This is a genomic window from Shewanella sp. 8A (assembly GCF_023475945.1).
GTDB classification, from domain to species: domain Bacteria; phylum Pseudomonadota; class Gammaproteobacteria; order Enterobacterales; family Shewanellaceae; genus Shewanella; species Shewanella xiamenensis.
The window spans coordinates 183,351-204,884 of record NZ_JAMDJP010000004.1 but is presented as its reverse complement, the minus strand read 5'-3'; the positions used below and the strand labels follow the sequence as shown (position 1 = coordinate 204,884).

Annotated in this window: 19 protein-coding genes; 12 read left to right on the top strand and 7 right to left on the bottom strand. The window is 45.7% G+C overall.

What is annotated here, in order from left to right:
- Positions 1 to 54: 54 nt before the first annotated feature.
- The gene (locus tag M0413_RS04770) at positions 55 to 642 is read right to left on the bottom strand and encodes a peptidylprolyl isomerase (RefSeq protein WP_011073582.1); all 588 of its coding nucleotides are present in this window, start codon (positions 640 to 642) and stop codon (positions 55 to 57) included.
- Between the two features lie 33 nt (positions 643 to 675).
- A complete protein-coding gene (locus tag M0413_RS04765) occupies positions 676 to 1,242 on the bottom strand; it encodes a YajG family lipoprotein (protein WP_037421857.1) in 567 nt (188 codons plus the stop codon).
- 137 nt (positions 1,243 to 1,379) lie between these two features.
- Between M0413_RS04765 and M0413_RS04760 the strand changes: the two genes are divergently transcribed.
- The 9 genes from M0413_RS04760 to M0413_RS04720 all read left to right on the top strand — a co-directional run bounded on the left by M0413_RS04760 (position 1,380) and on the right by M0413_RS04720 (position 9,666).
- On the top strand, positions 1,380 to 1,940 hold the full coding sequence (locus M0413_RS04760) for a porin family protein (RefSeq protein ID WP_249553322.1): 561 nt from the start codon (positions 1,380 to 1,382) through the stop codon (positions 1,938 to 1,940).
- A 242-nt stretch (positions 1,941 to 2,182) separates the two neighbouring features.
- Entirely contained in the window at positions 2,183 to 3,214 is a 1,032-nt protein-coding gene (locus M0413_RS04755) for a DUF2804 domain-containing protein (protein WP_249553320.1), read from the top strand.
- 52 nt (positions 3,215 to 3,266) lie between these two features.
- Positions 3,267 to 4,130, top strand: a complete 864-nt coding sequence (locus M0413_RS04750) for a sterol desaturase family protein (RefSeq protein WP_249553318.1) — start codon at positions 3,267 to 3,269, stop codon at positions 4,128 to 4,130.
- Positions 4,131 to 4,306: 176 nt separating this feature from the next.
- A complete protein-coding gene (locus tag M0413_RS04745; protein WP_088586728.1) occupies positions 4,307 to 4,942 on the top strand; it encodes a hypothetical protein in 636 nt (211 codons plus the stop codon).
- A gap of 168 nt (positions 4,943 to 5,110) precedes the next feature.
- The gene (gene mpl, locus M0413_RS04740) at positions 5,111 to 6,508 is read left to right on the top strand and encodes a UDP-N-acetylmuramate:L-alanyl-gamma-D-glutamyl-meso-diaminopimelate ligase (protein WP_249553316.1); all 1,398 of its coding nucleotides are present in this window, start codon (positions 5,111 to 5,113) and stop codon (positions 6,506 to 6,508) included.
- A 1-nt stretch (position 6,509) separates the two neighbouring features.
- A complete protein-coding gene (locus tag M0413_RS04735; protein ID WP_249553314.1) occupies positions 6,510 to 7,169 on the top strand; it encodes a flavin prenyltransferase UbiX in 660 nt (219 codons plus the stop codon).
- Between the two features lie 7 nt (positions 7,170 to 7,176).
- A complete protein-coding gene (gene hpt / locus M0413_RS04730) occupies positions 7,177 to 7,707 on the top strand; it encodes a hypoxanthine phosphoribosyltransferase (RefSeq protein WP_037421839.1) in 531 nt (176 codons plus the stop codon).
- Positions 7,708 to 7,960: 253 nt separating this feature from the next.
- On the top strand, positions 7,961 to 8,899 hold the full coding sequence (locus M0413_RS04725; RefSeq protein WP_169547157.1) for an ABC transporter ATP-binding protein: 939 nt from the start codon (positions 7,961 to 7,963) through the stop codon (positions 8,897 to 8,899).
- Positions 8,896 to 9,666: an ABC transporter permease gene (locus tag M0413_RS04720; RefSeq protein ID WP_011715945.1), complete on the top strand. Its 771-nt coding sequence runs from the start codon at positions 8,896 to 8,898 to the stop codon at positions 9,664 to 9,666. Before M0413_RS04725 ends, M0413_RS04720 begins: the two co-directional genes overlap by 4 nt.
- A gap of 112 nt (positions 9,667 to 9,778) precedes the next feature.
- On the opposite strand, the gene M0413_RS04715 is transcribed toward M0413_RS04720, so the two are convergent.
- The 3 genes from M0413_RS04715 to rluA all read right to left on the bottom strand — a co-directional run bounded on the left by M0413_RS04715 (position 9,779) and on the right by rluA (position 14,860).
- Complete coding sequence (locus tag M0413_RS04715; RefSeq protein ID WP_099457529.1) at positions 9,779 to 13,417, bottom strand: S8 family serine peptidase; 3,639 nt, start codon at positions 13,415 to 13,417, stop codon at positions 9,779 to 9,781.
- A gap of 208 nt (positions 13,418 to 13,625) precedes the next feature.
- Entirely contained in the window at positions 13,626 to 14,087 is a 462-nt protein-coding gene (asnC, locus tag M0413_RS04710; protein ID WP_011073571.1) for a transcriptional regulator AsnC, read from the bottom strand.
- Between the two features lie 95 nt (positions 14,088 to 14,182).
- Positions 14,183 to 14,860, bottom strand: coding sequence for a bifunctional tRNA pseudouridine(32) synthase/23S rRNA pseudouridine(746) synthase RluA (gene rluA, locus M0413_RS04705; RefSeq protein ID WP_037427817.1), 678 nt, complete (start codon positions 14,858 to 14,860; stop codon positions 14,183 to 14,185).
- A 187-nt stretch (positions 14,861 to 15,047) separates the two neighbouring features.
- Between rluA and M0413_RS04700 the strand changes: the two genes are divergently transcribed.
- Complete coding sequence (locus M0413_RS04700; RefSeq protein ID WP_047539475.1) at positions 15,048 to 16,964, top strand: peptidase U32 family protein; 1,917 nt, start codon at positions 15,048 to 15,050, stop codon at positions 16,962 to 16,964.
- A 142-nt stretch (positions 16,965 to 17,106) separates the two neighbouring features.
- Positions 17,107 to 17,481 (top strand): PH domain-containing protein, encoded by a 375-nt coding sequence (locus M0413_RS04695; RefSeq protein ID WP_037421824.1) that lies wholly within the window; start codon positions 17,107 to 17,109, stop codon positions 17,479 to 17,481.
- A 65-nt stretch (positions 17,482 to 17,546) separates the two neighbouring features.
- On the opposite strand, the gene M0413_RS04690 is transcribed toward M0413_RS04695, so the two are convergent.
- Positions 17,547 to 19,832 carry a toxin-antitoxin system YwqK family antitoxin gene (locus M0413_RS04690; protein WP_249553312.1) on the bottom strand — a complete coding sequence of 762 codons (2,286 nt, stop codon included), beginning with the start codon at positions 19,830 to 19,832 and terminating at the stop codon, positions 17,547 to 17,549.
- A 137-nt stretch (positions 19,833 to 19,969) separates the two neighbouring features.
- Here M0413_RS04690 and M0413_RS04685 point away from each other — a divergent pair, with 137 nt between their 5' ends.
- Positions 19,970 to 20,290, top strand: a complete 321-nt coding sequence (locus M0413_RS04685) for a cupin domain-containing protein (RefSeq protein WP_249553351.1) — start codon at positions 19,970 to 19,972, stop codon at positions 20,288 to 20,290.
- Positions 20,291 to 20,293: 3 nt separating this feature from the next.
- On the opposite strand, the gene M0413_RS04680 is transcribed toward M0413_RS04685, so the two are convergent.
- The gene (locus tag M0413_RS04680; protein WP_047533314.1) at positions 20,294 to 21,466 is read right to left on the bottom strand and encodes an AAA family ATPase; all 1,173 of its coding nucleotides are present in this window, start codon (positions 21,464 to 21,466) and stop codon (positions 20,294 to 20,296) included.
- Positions 21,467 to 21,534: the final 68 nt, after the last annotated feature.

Genomic DNA, 21,534 nt, shown 5'->3' with positions numbered 1-21,534 from the left:
TCTGCTTGTACAGTATAGATGGAGGATTAGGGCTTTTGCTCAAATTTTTTTCGATTATTTTTTGGGGAGTAATTTAGCTGTTTTCAATATGATAGGTGTTACTGGCACATCGGGCCAATTCAGTTTGGCATTAGTAGTGGTCTCTACCACAGCCATGGCTTCGAGGACTTGCTTACCTTCGATCACTTCACCAAATACCGCATATCCCCAACGGCGTTTTGATGGATCCAGCTTTGTATTGTCCGCAACATTAAAATAAAACTGGCGGGTGGCAGAATGGGGCTCATTATCGCGCGCCATGGCGATGGTGCCCATGCTATTTGATAAACCATTACCCGACTCGTTGACTATCGGCTTGCCCGCTGGCAACTCTTCTAATTGTGGATTCAGCCCACCGCCTTGCACCACAAAGTCACTGATCACGCGATGGAAAATTGTGTTGTTGTACTCGCCTTTGACCACATAGGTGAGGAAGTTATCAACCGTAATCGGCGCGCGAGTTCTATCGAGTTCGACGACAATCTTACCTAAACTCGTATCAAACTCGACCTGTGGATACAAGCTATCGGGTTGAATGTCGATTGCCGCCCAGCTGCTATAACTTGCACAGAGAACTAAAAGTGCGGATATCCAACGAAACATCATTCTTTCCTTAATCATTATAAACTTGCGCAATTATTGTTGTAGAAACTGGTTTAACTCTGGGTCATTTAGAATCTCCCCTGTGAGTTGACCGAGGAGCTTATTCATATCCATTTCTAAGGTGGCAAAGTCAGGAGTTAATGGGCCTTTTAAGACACCCTTGGCTTTATAGCGTTTGACCAATTCTTGATTGGAATTACGTGCTTGAACTGCGATACGGACGCTGTGTTTGGCTTCGTAGCCAAAGGTCTTTTTGGTGACATCCATCTGTAATTCTTCTAATTGAATTTGAACAGAGTTGGTTGCACTGGGATCGATTTGGTATCCCGCTTGAGTGAAACCGTTACGAAATACTTCGTCGAGCAATAACTTAGGGGGCTCGCTTGGGCCGACTAAACGGGTTTTGGTGCCTTCTTCCATAAAACGCGCAACGTATTCGGCGTTACGAGTGTCGATTGTGTCTAGTGAGATTTGCAGCGGTCTTGAAGTCTGTTGGCTAATATCTGGAACCTGTGGACTAAATGCCATATGAGTCGGATTTTGGCTCGCGCAGCCTACAAAAAGTAAAGGAAAAGTCAGCGTCAATAATAACCGTTTCATGTGGAATCTCATGCTAGTAAAAAGTGGTTACAGCATACCAGAAATCATCTCTGTTGCCACAATGCATGGGTGTTCAGTTTTTGTACAGGGTTGGGGGCTATGATATGACTACCTTATAATAATGGAATATTAATAATATGAAGTACTTAAAAATAAATGTTTGCGTGTTATTTCTCGCTTTATGTGCTGGTTTTGCTGGTAGTGCCAATGCCACCGATTCACCCCACCTGTTAGGCGGCAGCTTAGGCTATGGTACCCAAGAGTTTGAAACTAAAAGCGGTAAATATGATGCGGGTGATACATTTACTGGCGACTTGTATTACCGCTATATGCTCAACGAGCATTTTGGATTTGAAGCGGGATATTTAGCGGGCTCTGGTGGCGTGGCGAGTGCGCTTGTTAGTGCGATCAGTGATATAAAAGATTTAGATTACCAAGGCGTGAGAGCCACTGCTTACGGTGAGTATGCTCTGTCTCGTGGTAATAGTCTTTATGCCAAACTTGGTGCAGCCTACACTAAAGTGAGTTATGAGTTTGAAAAGCAGGAGATGGATTCGGACGATGTGGGCTTTTACGGCGCTATCGGTTGGCAATATCGTTTTCGCTCTGGCTTTGGGCTAAACCTCGAATACCAATATGTGCCGATGAAAGAGCTAGAGTTGCAAGGGGTAAACTTTGGTATCAGCTATCGTTTTTAACGGCTAAGGGGTTCCACTGGATTCGTCAATATTTGATTAAGTGGGTTTGTCTCAACTAAGCGCCTTTGGGCGCTTTTTTAATGGTTTTTTGAGGAAACTAAACCGAACTCCTCTCGGCAACAAAATCACAACAATTTGAGCTTGCACTCTTTTAATGCAATGAATGACAGGTTAGAGTAAAAATTCAACATTAAATAAGAGAGCATAAATGCTCCCTCGAGTGCAAAAGCAAAGGCGAAGTTATGTCTAGGATTATCACCCAAATCGCCCCCGACAGTTTGATCAATGCCAAAGGTCAGCCACATTTTGGTCATTTCGACGGTATAGTCAGTCGCTTAGGTTTAGCGGATTTTGCCTATTTCGATACTATGGATAAGCCCGCATCGGCTTGGGCGAAACGGTTTGACTATAAGCAGTTCCAATTTATTTCTATCGTTACGCCCCGTTATATTATTGGTGTTGCGCTCGCGGATATCGCCTACCTTGGCAGTGGATTTTGTTATTTATACGATATTAAAAACAATAGGTTAACTCAGCATGACTGGCTAAAACCCCTTGGGTTTGGCTACCGGATGACGCCTTCTCCAGCCAATGGCACGGCAACCATTGGCGGCAAAGGTAAGCGCATAACCTTTAAAATCCAAGAGGGGAGTTGGCATTTAGTCATTGATACTAAAAGCATTCAAGCCGATTTAACTTTACATGCATTGCCTTTAAGTTTACCTATGGCCATGTGTAGCCCCACGGGATACAACGGCTGGACCTATACCCAAAAACACAATGGTTTGTCGGTCAAAGGACAACTCACCATAGACCATGAACCGCAGCCATTGAATTTCGCCCTCGCAGGCTATGATTTTTCCGCGGGATTTATGCGCCGAGATACCAGTTGGCGTTGGGCATCGCTGAGTGCGCAAATTGACGACGGAGTGATTGGATTAAATCTTGCTGCGGGCGTGAATGAAACTGGTGCTAATGAAAATGTGTTTTGGATCAATGGTGAGCGGCATTTACTCGGACCAGTGCAATTTGAATTTGACCGTCATGGACAGCAGGGCACAGATCTCTGGCGTATTCATAGTCACGATGGCCGCGTCGATTTAGAGTTTACCGCGAGAAATTGCCGCAGTGAGAAACGCAATTTTATCTTGCTGAAGAGTAACTTCCGTCAATATCTGGGGCTTTTTAGCGGTTTTATCATTGACAATCAGGGGCGGAAATTCCAACTCAACAATGTATTGGGATTAACCGAGGATCATTACGCTCGCTGGTAGAACATAGGCAAATTTACGCTTTAATACAATAATAACAATAGGATAAAGGTATATGGATATCGCAGCGTTAATTAATCATCCCGAAGTACTGTTACTGGTACTTGCCCCACTGTTTTTTGTCTGCATTTTGCTGGAATGGTATTTCGGCGACAGAAGACAAAAACTGCCAGTGAGTGCCCGTTACTACACCAAGGAAGTGCTGTGTAATTTTAGTCTCGCTGCCATGCACCAAGGGGTGGATATCTTGGCCGGCCTGCTGATCGCTAAATTGTATCTTGCGGTATTTGGTTGGAAATTATTCGATATTCAAATGGGGCCATTCAGCTTTGTGCTGCTGATGATTGCCCAAGATTTTTGCTATTACTGGTTCCATCGTGCGAGCCATAGAGTACGGTGGATGTGGGCAGCCCACGTGGTGCACCATAGTTCGGAGAATATGAATTTTAGCACCGCGTTTCGCCAGAGTTTGATGTATCCCTTCGCTGGTATGTGGGTGTTTTGGTTGCCGTTGGTAATTTTGGGTTTCGACCCTAATTGGGTGGTTTTTGTGGTGCTGCTGAACTTGGGATTGCAGTTTTTTGTGCATACCCAAGCGGTGAAAAAACTAGGCCCATTAGAATGGCTGTTTAATACGCCATCACATCACAGAGTGCACCATGGGCGTAATCCACAATATATTGATAAAAATTATGCTGGTATTTTGATTATCTGGGACAAACTCTTCGGTACCTTTGTACCCGAAGAGGAAACAGTGATTTACGGGATCACTAAACCCGTCAACAGTTTTAATCCACTCAAAGTGACCTTTAGCGAATGGCGCGATATGTTTAGTGATGTCACGACTAAGGGGCTGAGCTTTTCAGAGCGGCTTAAGCTGTTATTCGCCCCTCCTGCCAGTCAGCAAAAAGATAAGTGAGTTACTTAAATTCAGGAATCATCCATCTTCAAATAGTGCAAATGGGTAATTGGAGTCAGATCTTAACCTTGCTAGCCTACTTTTCTTTTTTTGCAAATTAATCGCTGAAAAAATATACAGAATCACGCTTTGGTGGTAATTTTTTGTACAAGTGATTCATCTGAGTAGGTTGTCGTATGGTTGATGAGCCGCATTTAACCTTAGAGGAATTAGCTTGTTTTAGAGAGCTATTTTCCCCCAATCGTATAACCCATAGTACTGAGGATGCTCATCCTGAGCCTTTGGTTAACCATGTATTAACGGTCAAAACCGAGGTGCCACAGGCGCTCGCCTCGCTATTGGGTAAGGCCAAGCTGACCCTATTGGCTGAAGTCGGCTCCTATAAACTCTGGTTTCCCCTTGAGATGCGCCTCGATGATTTTGGCCAATTACAGCCCACTCTTGGGGTGCCTGAAGTGTTAGACGCAAAAGGGGCTGAGCGGAGTTGGCGTTTGACTCAGCCTGAAGATGTGTGGATCTTCGACCAAGATCAGGGCGAACAATGGTCTGTGGTGTCTTTATCGAGTTCTGGCATGGCGATTCGTGCTAAATCGTCACAACAGTTTGAACAGTTGGTCGATAGCCAAGAACTGCAATTACAGTTGCCCGATGGTGAAACCATGCGGGTCAAAATCGAGCCTATCCGCCATGAAGAGGGACTGGCGATTGTCAGATTTCAGGCCGAAGCCGAAGAGCGAGAAGCCCTACGTCAATTCCTCTTTAATCGTCACCGCAGTCAATATCCCAAGCTCTATGCCAGCTTGCGCGGATAAGTGAGCCTAGTGGCATAATTCTGTTAGTTAAACTTCAGCCAATTGTTAAAATTTATTCCGCTCTCAGGATCTTTGCCGAAGATGTGGCTTTTCCGAGATCCTAACCTGCCAATCTGCTGTGCTATGGATTAGAATAGCCTTGAATTCAAAAACATCAGAGCGAGCGGTATGCACGTACATATTTTAGGAATTTGTGGAACCTTCATGGGTGGTCTTGCACTCTTGGCTAGGGCAAAAGGGCACAGAGTGACAGGCTCGGATGCCAACGTCTATCCACCGATGAGTACGCAGCTTGAAGAGCAAGGTATTGAACTCATTCAAGGTTTTGATCCAAGTCAGTTAGGTGAAGCGGGCAGTTATCCCGATCTTGTGGTGATTGGTAATGCCATGAGCCGAGGTAATCCTTGTGTCGAAGCGGTATTAAACCTTGGGATCCCTTACACCTCTGGACCACAGTTTTTAGCCGATCATATTCTGCCTGAGCGTTGGGTATTAGCCGTATCTGGTACCCATGGAAAAACCTCCACTTCAAGCATGCTGGCGTGGATCTTAGAGGATTGCGGTTATCAACCCGGTTTCTTGATTGGCGGTGTGCCACAAAACTTTGGTGTGTCGGCCCGTTTAGGGGAATCGGCATTTTTTGTGGTCGAAGCCGATGAATACGACAGCGCCTTCTTCGATAAGCGTTCTAAATTTGTGCATTATCATCCCCGTACGCTGGTGATTAATAACCTCGAATTTGACCATGCTGATATTTTTGCCGATTTAGCGGCGATCCAAAAACAGTTCCATCATTTGATCCGAACTGTGCCAGGACAAGGCAAAGTGATTTGGCCTGCCGATTCCCACGCGGTAAAGCAAACCATTGAGATGGGCTGCTGGAGCGAACAAGAGACCTTCCATACCACTGATGCGACGAAAGGTTGGCATGCTAAGGCCTTAAGTGATGATTGCCATGAGTTTGAAGTCTTCTTCGATGGCAAATCACAAGGCGTGCTCGAATGGACGCTGATTGGTCAGCACAATATCGAAAATGCAGTAATGGCCATCGCAGCCGCGCGCCATGTTGGGGTTAAACCGAGTGCTGCGATTGATGCATTAACCCGCTTTGTACCGCCGAAACGTCGCCTAGAGTTGTTGGGCACTGTCCACGGCGTCAGCGTATACGATGATTTTGCCCACCATCCAACGGCGATTGCGACCACTATTAAGGGCATGCGTGCCAAGGTCGGTCAAAGCAAAATCACTATCGTATTAGAGCCGCGCTCGAACACGATGAAGAGTGGAGTGCATAAAGACACACTGGCTCATTCCATGCTGCAAGCGGACGAAGCCTTTTTATATCAAGCCGATACTATCGATTGGAATATGAAAGAGGCGATGGAAGCGGCGGTGATCCCTGTGACTGTCCTGCATCAAATTGATGATGTTGTCGCTAAAGTGGCAGCCTCGGCAAAAGCGGGTGACACTATCGTGGTGATGAGTAACGGTGGTTTTGGCGGCTTACATAAAAAGCTGTTGGCGGCGCTTGAAGTTAGCCCACAGTTTGTTCAGCAGGCGGACTAATATGGCCTATGCCAAATCTGAGAAAGCCATTAGCTTAGCCTGGACAGGAGCCTCGGGTGCGCCCTATGGTTTGAAGTTATTAGAATGCTTATTAGCCTCGGGCTACCAAGTTTTTTTAATGATCTCAAGCGCTGCTCGGGTGGTGCTGGCGACTGAACATGGCTTGCAACTCAGTGCTAACAGCGATAAAGCCAAGGCGCAATTGTTAGAGGTGCTTGCAGAAAAGAATGCAACGTTATCTGGCGAGTTAGTGGTATTAGGCAAGGATGAGTGGTTTTCGCCGCCAGCCTCAGGCAGTGCTGCACCCAAACAAATGGTGATCTGTCCTTGCTCGACGGGGACACTGGCAGCTGTTGCGACGGGAATGAGCAATAATTTGCTCGAGCGCGCGGCAGATGTGGTGTTAAAAGAACGTGGTCAACTGATCCTCGTTCCGCGGGAAACTCCCTTTAATGCCATACACTTAGAGCATATGCTCAACCTATCGCGCTTAGGTGTCACTATTATGCCTGCGGCGCCTGGCTTTTATCACAATCCCAAATCGGTTGAAGATCTGGTAGACTTCATGGTCGCTCGAATCCTCGATCATTTGGGCGTTGACCATGCATTAACGAGTCGTTGGGGTTATGACAATCACTCCCCTACTGACATCGACAATTGAGACTGATATGAAACACACCACCGAAGTGATGATCTCCGCTGAAGAGATTAGCCAAAAATTGGATCAAATGGCCGAGCAAATCAATGCCCACTATGCCAACAGCGAGCGTTTGCTGATGGTGGGATTATTAAAAGGCTCAGTCGTATTTATGGCTGATCTGTGCCGCCGTATTAAAGGCCATGTTGAAATCGATTTTATGTCGGTTTCGAGTTATGGCAATTCCATGACCAGCTCACGGGATGTGAAAGTGCTGAAGGATGTGCAATCGGATATCGCGGGCCGCGACGTGCTGATTGTGGAAGACTTGATTGACTCGGGCAACACCTTAAACAAAGTGCGCGAAATGCTGTTATTGCGTGAGCCAAAGAGCTTAGCCCTGTGCACTCTGTTGGATAAACCCGAGCGCCGCGAAGTGGATGTCAAAGTCGACTTTATCGGTTTTACGATCCCAGATGAGTTTATTGTGGGTTACGGCATCGATTATGCTGAGCAATATCGCAACTTACCTTATATCGCCAAAGTGGTGCCGCTCGAATAAGCTCAGATGCGTTATGACTCAAACTCCCGCCTAGGCGGGAGTTTTGTTTTGTGTAGAAAGTTGGTCACACGAATGCGATTTGGTGTAACTGACCTATGTGTGTGGAGATCTATTAGTTATTTTTAATAAATTAATAACTATTTTTTCAATCAATTAGAGTCATAATTCGTTTTTATACAGCTTAGCGTATTGCAATTGCTGTTTTCGTCACCATTTTAGTATTTCGTTTATTCTTTCAGGATCAGGTAGCACTATGGCCAAGCATGCCCATGCTCTCGTACTCGAGGGGCTAAAAAAAACCTACAAAGGCGGTGTAGAAGCGGTAAAGGGCATTAGCCTTACCGTTGAACAGGGAGACTTTTTTGCACTGTTAGGCCCTAACGGCGCGGGTAAGTCGACTACCATTGGGATTATCAGCTCCTTAGTGCAGAAAACTGCTGGCTCTGTGCAGGTTTTTGATTTTGATATCGATAAGCAACTCGAGGAAGCCAAGCTGTGCATAGGTTTAGTGCCGCAAGAGTTTAACTTCAACCAGTTTGAAACTGTGCTGCAAATTGTGGTGAATCAGGCGGGTTATTATGGCGTACCTAAGGCCGTGGCTCTTGAGCGAGCCCAAAAATACTTAAGCCAGCTTGATTTGTGGGAGAAGCGTAATAGTCAGTCCCGCACCTTGTCGGGGGGGATGAAGCGGCGGTTAATGATTGCCCGCGCCCTGATGCACGAACCTAAGTTACTGATCTTAGATGAACCAACTGCGGGGGTCGATATTGAGCTACGACGCTCAATGTGGGAATTCCTCAAGCAAATTAATCAGCAGGGTGTGACTATCATACTGACCACCCACTATCTTGAAGAAGCTGAAATGTTGTGCCGCAATATCGGCATTATCGATAAGGGCGTGCTGGTGGAGTGTACTAGCATGAAGGCCTTGCTGAGTAAGCTGAATCTTGAAACCTTTATCCTCGACCTTCGCCGCGATATCAATGTCGCGCCCACACTCGATGGCATGGTGTGCCGTTTAACCGATCCGCATACCTTAGAGGTCGATGTGGCAAAGGAGCACAATCTCAACGATGTGTTTACCCAATTAACCGCGGCCAATGTGGAAGTGTTGTCGATGCGCAATAAGTCCAATCGGTTAGAAGAATTGTTTGTGGAGTTAGTCAAGAAAACCCAAGGAGCTAAGGCATGAAACAGCTGTATTTTATCGCCTTCAAAAGCATATTAACCAAGGAAATCAACCGTTTTACTCGGATCTGGATCCAGACTTTAGTTCCGCCTGCAATCACTATGACCTTGTATTTTTTGATTTTTGGTAACTTGGTCGGTAGCCGCATTGGTGATATGGGGGGTGTATCTTATATGGAGTTTATCGCGCCAGGCCTAATCATGATGTCGGTGATCACTAACTCCTATTCGAATGTGGCGAGTTCTTTCTATAGCGCGAAATTTCAGCGTAATCTCGAGGAGTTAATGGTCGCGCCCGTGCCTCACTATGTGATGATCGCAGGCTATGTAGGGGGCGGTGTCGCTCGGGGGTTATGCGTTGGTTTAATCGTGACGCTGGTGGCGATGTTCTTTGTCGACATCAGTTTGCACCACGCGGGCCTAGTCGTCATGACGGTATTTTTAACCTCAGTGTTATTCTCCTTAGGGGGATTAATTAATGCGGTATTTGCCAAGAGTTTCGATGATATCAGCATCATCCCGACGTTTGTGCTCACGCCATTAACTTACCTTGGTGGAGTATTCTATTCACTGTCGTTACTGCCATCCTTTTGGCAAGGCGTTTCGGCACTCAACCCTGTGGTCTATATGATCAACGTCTTCCGTTACGGTTTCTTAGGTTTTGCCGATATCAGCATTCCGCTTTCTATTGGCATCATGGTGGGCTTTTGCGCTGTACTTTGGGGTGTTGCGTATTACCTTATTTCAAGAGGTATTGGGCTGCGTTCGTAATCCGGTTCTTGTTCATACCATCAATGTCTCACGTATTTCAGGACAGGACACATTGAATAATAAAAAGGGAGTCATTTAGACTCCCTTTTGTTTACTTACTTATGTGAACAGATTACTTCATACGACGACGCAATGCCGCCAGAGGTAATAACAATGCCGTTAACCAACCCAGCGCACCGCCGGAGGTACCGCCAGCATTGTTTGCTTTTGTTGTTTTAACTGTCACTGTTGATGTACCAGTATTACTATCATCTACCCCATCAGATGCGACAACGGTAAATGTGTAAACGTTGTCACCTGCAGGGGCTGTAAATCCAAGTTTATCTGAGCCGTTAACAAAACTTATTGCAGGACCAGATGTTTGCTTCCAAGTGTAAGTTAAAGTATCGCCATCAGCATCTTTACCATTTGCTAGCAAGGCTACATATGAGTTCTCAGTAGCATTTGCACTGGTAGGAGAGACTGTTGGCTTAGTGTTATTAATCAACACTGTCACTTTGGCTGGTGCAGAAGCATTCCCCATCGTATCTAGAGCAATAACTTCAACTTCCATAGTTTTGCTTTGCTGATTAATTACAGCGTCGTCACTTAAGCGTACTGTTCCATCTTTAGCAACTAAAACCATACTGCTATTCGAGCCTGTAGTCACAAATTCGGAGAACGGGCTTGTCAGCATATCAGGGTCAGTCGCTTTTATTTGTCCTAATACGGTCCCAGCAGCAGTACCTTTCTTAACTGATAGTGTTAAGTTTTCTACCGTTGGCGCTGAGTTACCTTCATCAGTGGTATTAGCCACAACAGACATAGAGCCTGAGTCCGACAGGAACATAAAGCCTTTAGCGTTATCACCAACTTGAGCTTCTAAAATCGCACTTTCACCTGGTTTGAGTTCAGTGACTTCTTTTCCATCGCTATCCACTAACATGGCTGATGTTCCTGAGCCATCAAGTACAAGCGATGCAACAACACTGTCTTCATCACCAGAAGGTGTCGGAGCCCAATCACTGTCTTCTACACGGTAACGAACTTTAATGGTTTTACCTAAGTCTGCTTCAGTTAACCCCATGTCTTCAAAACACACTTTGCTGGTTAGGAAGTCATTACCTGTGACGTGGAAAACAGGCTCAAGCGTACCTGATGAAGTGCCATATTTAGCCACTAAACCATAGATTGATCTTGGATAGGCATCGTTAAACCAGTTTAGGTTTGCGGTTGCTGCTGTATAGTCCCAAACACCGTCATTGTTTAGGTCATAGTCTACGTCATAACTGGCCACTAACGCATGAACGATAGGATCGCGCATTTGTAAGGTGTTATAGATTGCAATGCCAGTATCACATGAGCTACTGAGCAACAGTTCACTCGATGCATTTAACAAGTCATGGCGTTTAGATTCGTCGACAGGGCTTGTTGCGATCAATGGAGCTGTAAATGGATCGGTAATTGAGGTTGCACCAACGTTGGTTAGTGTACGAACTAAACCGTCTTCAGTGACTTCAGTTTCAACTGAAATTGCCGCCGCTGCTTTAGGTAACACGTGGTATACCAAGTGGAGTGCTTTCGATTCACCATCCATGAACTCAATTGCACCATCGTATTCAGATAGCGTCAGTGCTACTGATGCATCTGCAGCAGTTCCGTCTAGTTCATATGATGAGGTTAGCGTCCATTCTGGCAACTTAGTTGGATCAATCGTTGCAGTAACATCAAAATCAACGGTTTGTCCGGCAGGAATAGTGACACTGGCTGGTAATGCAAAACTTAAGGCGCCTGAATCAAGATCGTTTTGGAAACGTTGATCGACTTTTAAGGCGTAAGTTTTTTCAGCCGTAGAGAAGTTTTTAACAGTAACTGTCTTAGTGATTGATGTGGTTTTGTTGAGCGCTAATAAGCCAAAGGCTAACGCCGCTTGTTTGGTGTCTTTATTCCAAGCCGCAACGGGCAGATTAATGGCTTTTTCTACGTCAACTAAACCTGAACCGATATAGCTGATAGGTGCAAGCTCTGTATCAGGGTTGATTTCTTTAGGTTCCAGCGTTACATCAAGGTTAGCAGCGTTCATGATGGTCGCTTTTACCTCAAATGCATTGCGATGAGGTAAGGCTTCACGAATGATACTGACTGCACCAGCTGTAATCGGGCTAGAGAATGATGTGCCGCTGATTGGACTTAATCCTTCACCTAATCCTGGGTGTGCGGTGAGAATATCAGTACCAGGTGCGGTGATCTCAGGTTTTAAGGTTCCGCCGATTGATGGACCTCTTGACGTAAAGGTCGCAATGGCACCTGCGGTAGTGACTTCAGTTGATGTAATACTAAATGGAACATCGCCAGATGCGAGTGCTGCTTTGATTGCATCGCCATCTTCCTTAGAAACCATTACCGAAGGAATGGTGATCTTGTCGTCGGTCCCGCCCATCACAATCGCACCAGCATTGGCTGCGTTGTTAGCCACAATAACAAATGAGGCTCCTTTTAGTTGAGCATTTAGTACCTTAACTGTAAAACCACAGGTTCCGCGGTCAATTAGCACCGTTTTGCCTGTTAAATCTTCAGTATAAGCCGCGCAGCCATTTTTATTAGCAGCAGGGTAAACAATCGGTGCAACGGTATTTGTGAAGCTATAAGCATTGGATTTATTAAATCCAGCACCAATTGCTGTGACTGTATTACCCGCTATGGATGCTTCAATTTTGCCAACTTTAGTCGTTGGATGCGTCATTGCGCCAACAGAAAGAGCGCTATTAGTGGTACTTGGGCCACCGACCACAAAAGGTGTTGGACCATCGTTACCGGCTGAGATCACAAGGTTTACACCTAGTTTGACCATTTCATTGATCATGGCTTGAACGGCGCCGTCCTCTACATCACCAAAATCACCGCCTAACGACATGTTAACAGTGTCGACGCGATCGCTTATGTCTCCATCACCGTTTGGATCCATAGAGGCTTCAAGAGCGTTTAATTGAGCGATACCAGAACAGCCAGAGTTACATACTGAATATACGAGCAGCTCAACATCTGGAGCTGTTCCAACAACAGAATGGCTTACATGAGTACCATGATTGGTTGTGACATCAATTGGGTTTGGATCATTATTAACAAAGTCCCAACCTCCAATGACTTTGCCTTGTGGCCAGTTTGGCATTTCACTTTTTGCTGCGACGGCTGCTTTGTAGTCAGCAACTAATCCTGAGCCACCTAAGGCTTTGTGGGTATAGTCAACGCCAGTATCGAGCACGGCAACTCGTTGACCTTTACCCGAGGCAATACCTGCATCAATCACTGCTTTTGCTTTGATGTATTCAGCGCTTGCGGCAACATCTAATTTGTAGTCATAGATTGGCAGAATAGCCGCTACTTCAGCGTTGTTAAGCAGGGATGCAATTTGCTTATGATTACCTTCCACAACAATCGAGTTTACTAATTTTGATGTTGTTGCAACGATTTTTAAATCAGCATCCATGCTGTTAATTGCATTTTTGACTTTGGTTTGAGAGCTTTCAATTTGGCTCATGACCGATTGCTTATTAAATCCCTTCAGCTGGCTTTGTTGCGCAAGAGAAGGTGCCTTTAATTTTACCATCCAAGCTACAGCTTGTTTTTGTTCGTTACTATCATTTTTAGTAACGCTTAAGCCTGCATACTTATCAGTTGTTTGATTGGTTGTATTGTACTGAGCAGTTGTACCTGCAACAGCAGCACTTGATAATAGTGCCGCGGAGATAGCGATAGATAGTTTTGTCTTCACAACTTCATTCCTTGTCAATTAATGCTTGTAGTGCAAAATTAATCGCACTTGTAGCTAAATTGTTATAATTATGCTGCGCATTTTGTGGCTAGCAATGGAGTTGTAACACAAAAATATCGTACGGTTAACACTTTTGAAGTAAAAAAGACTTAAGTCATACTTTTGCAATATATCGTTCTGTTTGTTGAGCTTTATATTCGTGGGTTGATTAAGGCTTTACTGCCCGTGTAATCGGGTTTTGCAGGCTGATCAGGGTTTCAGTCGATTGAATTTCGTCGATTGATTGGATGCGGTTAATCAGCACATGTTGCAGGCCATCGATGGATTGGCACATGACTTTGACAAAAATGCTGTAGTTGCCAGTGGTATAGTAGGCTTCAACCACTTCTTCTAGGGCGTTTAGCTTGGCGATGGCGGCGGGGTAGTCGCCAGCACTTTTGAGATTAATTCCAATAAAACAGCAGACATCGTAACCCAGTGCCTTGGGATTGATGGTGATCTGGGCACCCGTGATAATCCCCGCTTGTTTCATTTTCTCGACACGCACATGAATGGTACCCGCACTCACGCCAAAACGTTTGGCAAGTTCGGCAAAAGGTGTGCGCGCGTCTTGCATTAAGGCTTCGAGGATATGGTTATCTAGCTGATCACGCTGAAATGCGGTTTCCATAAATAAACTCTCTATAACATAATGAATTGTCATAAAGTTACGTTTTTTTATAGGGAATGGCTACTGCTTTTGCGTTTTTTAATTGTTTTTAGTGATCATTGCTCACCTTCTGGTTCGCAAAAGGAGGCATTAGCGCTGAATGTCATAGGTTCACCCGTATATGGGTGTTTGATCGTAAGCTCTGCGGCGTGGAGTAATAATCGCGGTGCTAAGGATTTGGCCAGTGGATCGGCGTAAAAGCCATCGCCTAGGATCGGATGCCCAAGTGCCATCATATGCACTCTGAGTTGGTGTGAGCGCCCAGTAATCGGCTTGAGTTTAACCAGCGTCGAGCGCTTGGCGCGGCTTAACACTTCAAAATGGGTCAATGATGGCTTGCCAATGTCGTGGTCAACTTTCTGTTTTGGGCGATTGGGCCAGTCGCAGATCAGCGGATAATCTACGCTACCTGTATCGTTTTTGACATGACCGGCGACTCTGGCGAGATAGGTTTTGCTGGTTTCTCTATCATGAAACTGGCGTTTTAATTCGCGTTCGGCGCTACGAATGAGCGCAACCACTATTACACCTGAGGTCGCCATATCAAGGCGATGGACGATTTGGCAATGCGGATGCTCAGCTTTTACTCGGGCGTACACACTGTCGTAATGGGCGGGATCGCGACCAGGCACTGATAACAACCCCGAAGGCTTGTTGACGACGATAATGTCTTTATCTTGGTAAAGCACATCGAGCCAGGGAGTTGTTGGTGGTTGGTAAATAAAATCAGTCATAATCGCGCCTATTCAATAATGCGCGGCAAAGATACTCCGCTAGGCTCTGGGGTGCAAGTTTGTTGTCTCTCCTCCTGAGTTCGCCTCGCTTTAATCCAGCGAAAAATGATTTGCAGATAGAGCTGGATTTGAGTTTTTGTTATACTCGTCACCTTTTTCGTTATTGTTCATTTTGAGCCTGTGAAGTATGAGCCAGCCAGAGATTTACACCCCTGAGACACTTTCTCACGTTAATAACCGTCTAGAGTTATTGGCGCCAGCAAAAAATGCCGATTATGGTATTGAAGCCATTCGCCATGGTGCCGATGCGGTTTATATCGGTGGTCCAGCATTTGGGGCGCGTGCAACGGCGGGTAACAGTGTGGAAGATATCGCTCGCCTATGTGCTTTTGCACATAAGTATCATGCTCAAGTGTTTGTCGCCCTCAATACGATTCTGATGGACGATGAGCTCGAGACGGCTGAAAAACTGATTTGGGATGTGTATAACGCGGGCGCCGATGCACTGATTGTGCAGGACATGGGCGTATTGCAACTTAACCTGCCGCCGATTGCGCTGCATGCTAGTACGCAAATGGACAACCGTAATCCCGAAAAAGTGGCCTTCTTAGAGCAAGTGGGATTCTCGCAGGTGGTACTGGCGCGCGAGCTGGGCTTAAGCCAAATCCGTGAGGTTGCGGCTCATACCAATATGCAGATTGAGTTCTTTATCCACGGCGCCCTGTGTGTGGCCTACAGTGGATTATGTAACTTAAGCCATGCCTTTAGTAATCGCAGTGCTAACCGCGGTGAATGTTCGCAAATGTGCCGCTTACCGGGCAATCTTAAGACCCGCCAAGGGGATGTGTTGGCGCAAAACGAGCACTTACTCTCATTAAAAGATAATAACCAAACCGATAACCTCGAAGCCTTGATTGATGCCGGTGTTCGCTCCTTCAAAATTGAGGGGCGTTTAAAAGATTTAAGTTATGTAAAAAACGTGACTGCTCATTATCGCCAAAAACTCGATGCCATTATGGCGCGTCGCCCTGAGTTTGTGGCTTCATCCCATGGCCGTACTGAGCATACGTTTACCCCAGATCCCGAAAAAACCTTTAATCGTGGCAGCACCGACTATTTTGTCCATGAGCGTAGCCAAGGGATTAAAGATTTTCGCTCGCCCAAATATATTGGCCAAGATGTGGGTAAAGTGGTTGCTCTTGGTAAGGATTTTATTCAAGTCAGTTCAACCCACGAATTTAATAACGGTGATGGGTTAGCGTATTTTCCACCCAATTATGCGATGGCAAAGCAGTCCGACGACAAGTTGCAAGGTTTACGGGTAAACCGCGCCGAAGGCCATAAGCTGCATGTGTTACAAGTTCCACGGGATTTACGTGTTGGTATGACCTTATACCGTAACCATAATCAGGCATTTGAAGCCTTGTTAGCGAAAGAGTCGGCCAAGCGAATTATCGGCGTAGATATGCGTTTAACCGATACCGCCAGGGGCGTAGCGCTGACTTTAACCGATATCTACGGCCTCAGTGCTACGGTTGAGTTGGAAGTTGAAAAGACGCCCGCCACCGACGCTGAAAAAACCTTGCAGACGATTCGTACACAATTATCCAAGCTTGGCAGTACCGATTTTACGGCGCGCCAGATTAGTATCGAAACAGCTCAGCCTTGGTTCCTGCCTGCTTCAACGCTTAACGGCCTGCGCCGTGATGCGGTAGCGGCATTAGAACTTGCCCGTGTTGAGGGCTACCAACGCCCAAAACCTTGGAAATATAATCAAGATGCTGTGTATCCATTCAAACACTTAAGTTACTTAGGTAACGTGGCAAACGAAAAGGCCAAAGATTTTTATCAGCGCCATGGCGTGATTGAAATTCAAGATACCTACGAGAAAAACGGCGTGACTGAAGACGTGCCTTTGATGGTGACTAAGCACTGCCTGAGATTTAACTTTAATCTTTGTCCTAAGGAAGTGCCGGGAATAAAGGCCGATCCTATGGTGCTCGAAATCGGTAACGATGTACTTAAGTTAGTATTTGATTGCCCTAAGTGCGAGATGCTGGTTGTCGGTGAAAACCGTCAGGTTCGCGGCCAAAAAGCGCTTTAATTAATGCCTTGATAGCAAGGGAGCATTGAGCATTCAATGCTCCCTTTTTTATTGTTTTTCAGCTGCTCAGCTTTCTCATTGTTGCCTATGGGTTACTGAAAGGATACTTTATTGAAAAATTTTAATAATAAAGGATGTCAGCATGGGACTATTAGATGGGTTGCTCGGAAATGCTTCTGAGGTGAATTTACAGGAGCTGGCCGAAGAGCTGCGCCCAATCATGGGGATTCAGGAAGAATTAAAGCTGGCCTATAAAGTGGTCCGCGATCTGTTTGTATTTACTAATAAGCGCTTGATCTTAATTGATAAGCAAGGGCTCACGGGCCAAAAAACCAGCTATCACTCCGTGCCCTATAAATCCATCACCCATTTCGAAGTAGAAACTACAGGCCATTTCGATATGGATGCCGAGCTAAGAATTTGGATTTCAGGTCGAAGTGAGCCACTGGTAAAAGAGCTTAAGCGCGGCACCGATGTGGTCGGGATCCAAAAGACTATCGCCACTTTCGCACTGTAGTCTTTTGATTTAATACTTTTATATCAAGATATTATAAGCAAGCAGGTGTGCTTGCTTATATCCAATCAATTTAATACTCGGTAGTTTATGTCGTTAGACTGTTCTATCGGTTTGCCGCTCATAGTGTAAGTTTCTGATAGTGTGATTCGACCTTGCTCATCATATTGATTATGGATGCCGACCCAAAATTGCTCTTCTCCTTGGAAGTGTAGGTTACCCTCCTCAGCGATTTGGCTGTTGGGGTGATAGCGCTTCATGGCGTAGAGTTGGCTATCTGGGTCAAATTTTAAATGATAGGAGAGGATAGGAGCGGGTTGTTTTGCTTGCTGCCAGGTTGCGGTGTCTGCTCCAGTTGAAGTCACTTCTGTAAGATTCAAGTGAGTTTTATCAGCACCAGCTTGAATTGTTGCAGTTTGTTCCTGTGTATCCTCTGCGCCATCAAAATAATGGCGGCTTTCATTGAGCTTACCATCGTCGCTGAGCCACGCTTCACGATACAGTTGCCCTTGAGGCGTAAATCGTTGCCAATGGCCGACATCAAGGTAATCACCATCGATATAGGTGATAAAACCCGTTTCGATGAGTTTGCCTTGTTCAGAAAAGGATTTTGAGCTGTATCGTTCCCCTTCTAAGCGAGTCAACAACCAACGAATTGTCCCATCTTGATAGTATTCTATCCGAGTATCAGGAGTGCCTTCTTGATAGTATTGCCTTTGATTATTCTCAAGATTATAGCTGCAGCGAGTATTTGAGTGGCTCTCAAAGGATTCAAGGATGCCCTGCTTGTTGTAGGCGCTACTTTGTTTGAGATAACCCTGTCCCTCTCGAACGACATATTCTGTAATAGTGCGGATGGTGCCATCTTCATAAAACCAGCGTGCTGTGCCATCACGATTGCCTTGGGTATGGGGCAAATACATTTGAATTTGTTGGTTTTCATAGTATTCAATAAAAGGCGCGATCGAGAGATTATGTCGATATTGACCTTCGGCAGATAGGACACCGCTTTCATAGTAACTGCGAAATAATCCTTCTCTTAAGCCCTTTTCAAGGTAGATTTCAAGGGCGAGTTGGCCATTTTCATGGTACCAAGTGGCAAGGCCCTGCTCATGGCCATTTTCAAAGGGAATGCACTGTTCTAACTGCCCATTGGGATACCATTGTTCACTGTTGCCATGGGCGATACCGTTACTAAAATTGAGCTGTTTTGCAAGCACGCCATTGGGGTGCCATTCTTGTCGCAGGCCTTCATTTACTCCCTGTGAATTGAGTTGTACTCGCCACGCGAGTTGGCCATCTTCATAATAAGTTTCAATGCGTTTGCCCACCTGATTGAAGTGGACTTCTTGCTTCAGATTGCCATTGGGATGATACCAAAGTTCGTTAACAGGCTTACCCATATCATGGGTTAATTCGGCTTGCAGCTTGCCATCTTCATAGTACATATACTCAATTCCGTGGATGTGATTTGCCACCATTGGGCGCGTAAGCCACAGATTGCCAGATTCATAATAGCGTTTTAACTGATTGATATAATTGCCTTCGCTATCCTTTTCTGCTGTTTCCTTTATCTGGCCATTACTATGGTAGTAGGTGAGTAACATACCATCGAGCTGGCGTTCTTCGACTTGATTGATTTTTCCTTCATGGTCGTACCAAGTTTGGCGGCCAAGTTGTTGGTCATTAACGAAATGCCCCTCAAATTGCAGTACACCTAAGGCATTGAGCTGGCGCGTTATCCCGTTGCGCTCACCAAAGTAATTGCAATCTACCGCCTGAGTGATGTTAGGGGATAGGGTGATTATCCTCAGTAGCGAGCGCCCTTGCTCGGTATGAATTTGATGTAAAGTACGCTGCAATTTCCCTGTGAGGCTGGAGAAATCTTGCATATCGCCTTGAACGGTATGGGTTGAGTCGATAATAAAATGGCAAGTCACTAAATCTTGTTGGTTATAGAGTTCAACTTGCCATAGTGTTTGCTGGGCATTATTGGGATGAGGGAGCAGACTACAGGTTTTATCTTTGCCTAGATAAAAATATTGCCCAGGTCCATTGACCTCAATGCTGTCAAACTGAGTATCGTGAAAAGTACAGGACTCATGTTTATGTTCCCAGCCAAGGAGTTCAATGGTTTGCGGGTTATCAAAATAATATCGATTTATCGCTGCCTGAGTATCCACTCGATTGGCTTGCGCCGGAGTAGCCTGGATGGCAAGGCTAAAATAAGGCTTAAACGAGGAGGCTGCTTGAGTGGCTTGCGGCCGAGCTGCTTGAGATGGAATGTCTTGCTGGACGCCGCGTTTTTCTTTGGTATTAAACAACTTTGCTTTAAATGCGTTCAACAACGACATAGGTCAACATCTCCAAATCCATATGATACAACTGACTTATCTGGTAAATTTCTTAAGTCGAATAGGCCTATGATAACGGGTTATACTTTGGTTTCTCAATAGATTATCTTGCCCTTAAGTCGAGATCTGGATTCATGATGCTACAAAATTTTTATCAGTCACTCCCAACTGATCTTTCACAAGAAGTGTTTGAAACCCTTGCCGGAAATGGCAATGTAAAGATTGAGCGCATTATCTCTAAAGGCCATTCGACCCCTGCAGGAGAGTGGTACGATCAAGCTCAATATGAATGGGTGATGTTGCTCAAAGGAGAGGCACAACTCGAATTTGAGCAAGGTAGATTGTTAACACTTAAACCAGGGGATTATCTCACCATCGCGCCCCATGAAAAACACCGCGTCGCTTCGACTTGTATACAGGGCGAAACCCTATGGCTGGCGGTATTTTATGATGCGTGAGGTCTAGCTGTTTTGCCATTGCCAACTGGGTGTATTGAGCAAATCCTGACCTAAGATTTGAGTTTGCCCTAGGGTTTTATCCAGAGCCAAAGTATTACATTCCTCAAACTGACTTAAGGCATTGATTAATCGATTAGCGTGTGACACTACCCATAATTGACATACCTCGGACGCCTTAGCGATAAGTCTCGCTAATGCGGGTAATAAATCAGGATGCAGGCTTGTTTCGGGTTCGTTTAACACCATGAGTTCCGGTGGTCTTGGAGTCAACAGGGCGGCAATTAACAGTAAATATCTCAGTGTGCCATCGGATAACTCGCTCGCATGCAGTGGTCTTAATAAACCTTGCTGATGAAATTCAAGTTGTAGGATCCCGCCCGCTTGAGGCGTGATACGAACCTTCGCTCCCGGAAAGGCATCGCTCACCGCATGGTCAAAAGCGCTCTTATCGCCAATTTCAAAAATAGTTTGTATAGCAGAGGGAAGATCCCGGCCATCATGGTGTAGCACGGGCGTTGCTGTGCCAAGTTGAGGGCGGCGGGCTGGAGCCTCGGCATCGGTTCTAAAATGATCATAAAAACGCCAAGCACGAATGCTATCCCTTAGCGTTAACACTTCAGGGCTGCGTTCTGGATCGGCAAGTTCGGTAAACATACTGTCACCGGTTTGCAGGTGTGCGCTTAGGGTAATCCAGCCTTGGCCATCTTGGCTGCGACTTTTCACCATAGGGCCGCGGCGCTCGACTAAGACGCTTGCTGGACGGTATTTTGCACCATTCCAAATCGCCTCTCGTTTGATTTGGGGATCTAAGCCAAAGAGGGTCGTCGAGTCGGGTTTGGGCAGGCCAAGTTCAATCAGATAACTAAAATCTTCGCCCGCAAAGCCTAGCTTTAGGCGTTTTGGCGCTTGCCTTACGGTCGCTTCGATGGGGGTATCACCTGCTAACATGCCCTTGGTCAGATTCTCAGGTCCAGCCCAAAAACAGGAATCTAAGCCGCCCTCTTGTGCTAAAGCATTGACTACGCCACCCTGCGCCGTTTGCGCTAATAGACGTAATGCTTTGTATAAATTAGATTTGCCACTACCGTTAGCGCCAGTGACGACATTAAGTCGGCCCAGGGGTAAGACGACTTCCCTTAAGGTGCGGTAGTTAGAGATGGCAAGTGTGGTTAGCATGGTTATCCTGTTAGGTTTCCCATCATCCTCGAGTAAGCTGTCTTGGAGCTGTTATCTAAGTACCAGTT

Excerpts from the sequence above, each read along its gene's own strand:
- M0413_RS04770 (WP_011073582.1), bottom strand. The coding sequence starts at position 642 with ATGTTTCGTTGGATATCCGCACTTTTAGTTCTCTGTGCAAGTTATAGC.
- M0413_RS04765 (WP_037421857.1), bottom strand. The coding sequence starts at position 1,242 with ATGAAACGGTTATTATTGACGCTGACTTTTCCTTTACTTTTTGTAGGC.
- M0413_RS04760 (WP_249553322.1), top strand. The coding sequence starts at position 1,380 with ATGAAGTACTTAAAAATAAATGTTTGCGTGTTATTTCTCGCTTTATGT.
- M0413_RS04755 (WP_249553320.1), top strand. The coding sequence starts at position 2,183 with ATGTCTAGGATTATCACCCAAATCGCCCCCGACAGTTTGATCAATGCC.
- M0413_RS04750 (WP_249553318.1), top strand. The coding sequence starts at position 3,267 with ATGGATATCGCAGCGTTAATTAATCATCCCGAAGTACTGTTACTGGTA.
- M0413_RS04745 (WP_088586728.1), top strand. The coding sequence starts at position 4,307 with ATGGTTGATGAGCCGCATTTAACCTTAGAGGAATTAGCTTGTTTTAGA.
- mpl (WP_249553316.1), top strand. The coding sequence starts at position 5,111 with ATGCACGTACATATTTTAGGAATTTGTGGAACCTTCATGGGTGGTCTT.
- M0413_RS04735 (WP_249553314.1), top strand. The coding sequence starts at position 6,510 with ATGGCCTATGCCAAATCTGAGAAAGCCATTAGCTTAGCCTGGACAGGA.
- hpt (WP_037421839.1), top strand. The coding sequence starts at position 7,177 with ATGAAACACACCACCGAAGTGATGATCTCCGCTGAAGAGATTAGCCAA.
- M0413_RS04725 (WP_169547157.1), top strand. The coding sequence starts at position 7,961 with ATGGCCAAGCATGCCCATGCTCTCGTACTCGAGGGGCTAAAAAAAACC.
- M0413_RS04720 (WP_011715945.1), top strand. The coding sequence starts at position 8,896 with ATGAAACAGCTGTATTTTATCGCCTTCAAAAGCATATTAACCAAGGAA.
- asnC (WP_011073571.1), bottom strand. The coding sequence starts at position 14,087 with ATGGAAACCGCATTTCAGCGTGATCAGCTAGATAACCATATCCTCGAA.
- rluA (WP_037427817.1), bottom strand. The coding sequence starts at position 14,860 with ATGACTGATTTTATTTACCAACCACCAACAACTCCCTGGCTCGATGTG.
- M0413_RS04700 (WP_047539475.1), top strand. The coding sequence starts at position 15,048 with ATGAGCCAGCCAGAGATTTACACCCCTGAGACACTTTCTCACGTTAAT.
- M0413_RS04695 (WP_037421824.1), top strand. The coding sequence starts at position 17,107 with ATGGGACTATTAGATGGGTTGCTCGGAAATGCTTCTGAGGTGAATTTA.
- M0413_RS04690 (WP_249553312.1), bottom strand. The coding sequence starts at position 19,832 with ATGTCGTTGTTGAACGCATTTAAAGCAAAGTTGTTTAATACCAAAGAA.
- M0413_RS04685 (WP_249553351.1), top strand. The coding sequence starts at position 19,970 with ATGCTACAAAATTTTTATCAGTCACTCCCAACTGATCTTTCACAAGAA.
- M0413_RS04680 (WP_047533314.1), bottom strand. The coding sequence starts at position 21,466 with ATGCTAACCACACTTGCCATCTCTAACTACCGCACCTTAAGGGAAGTC.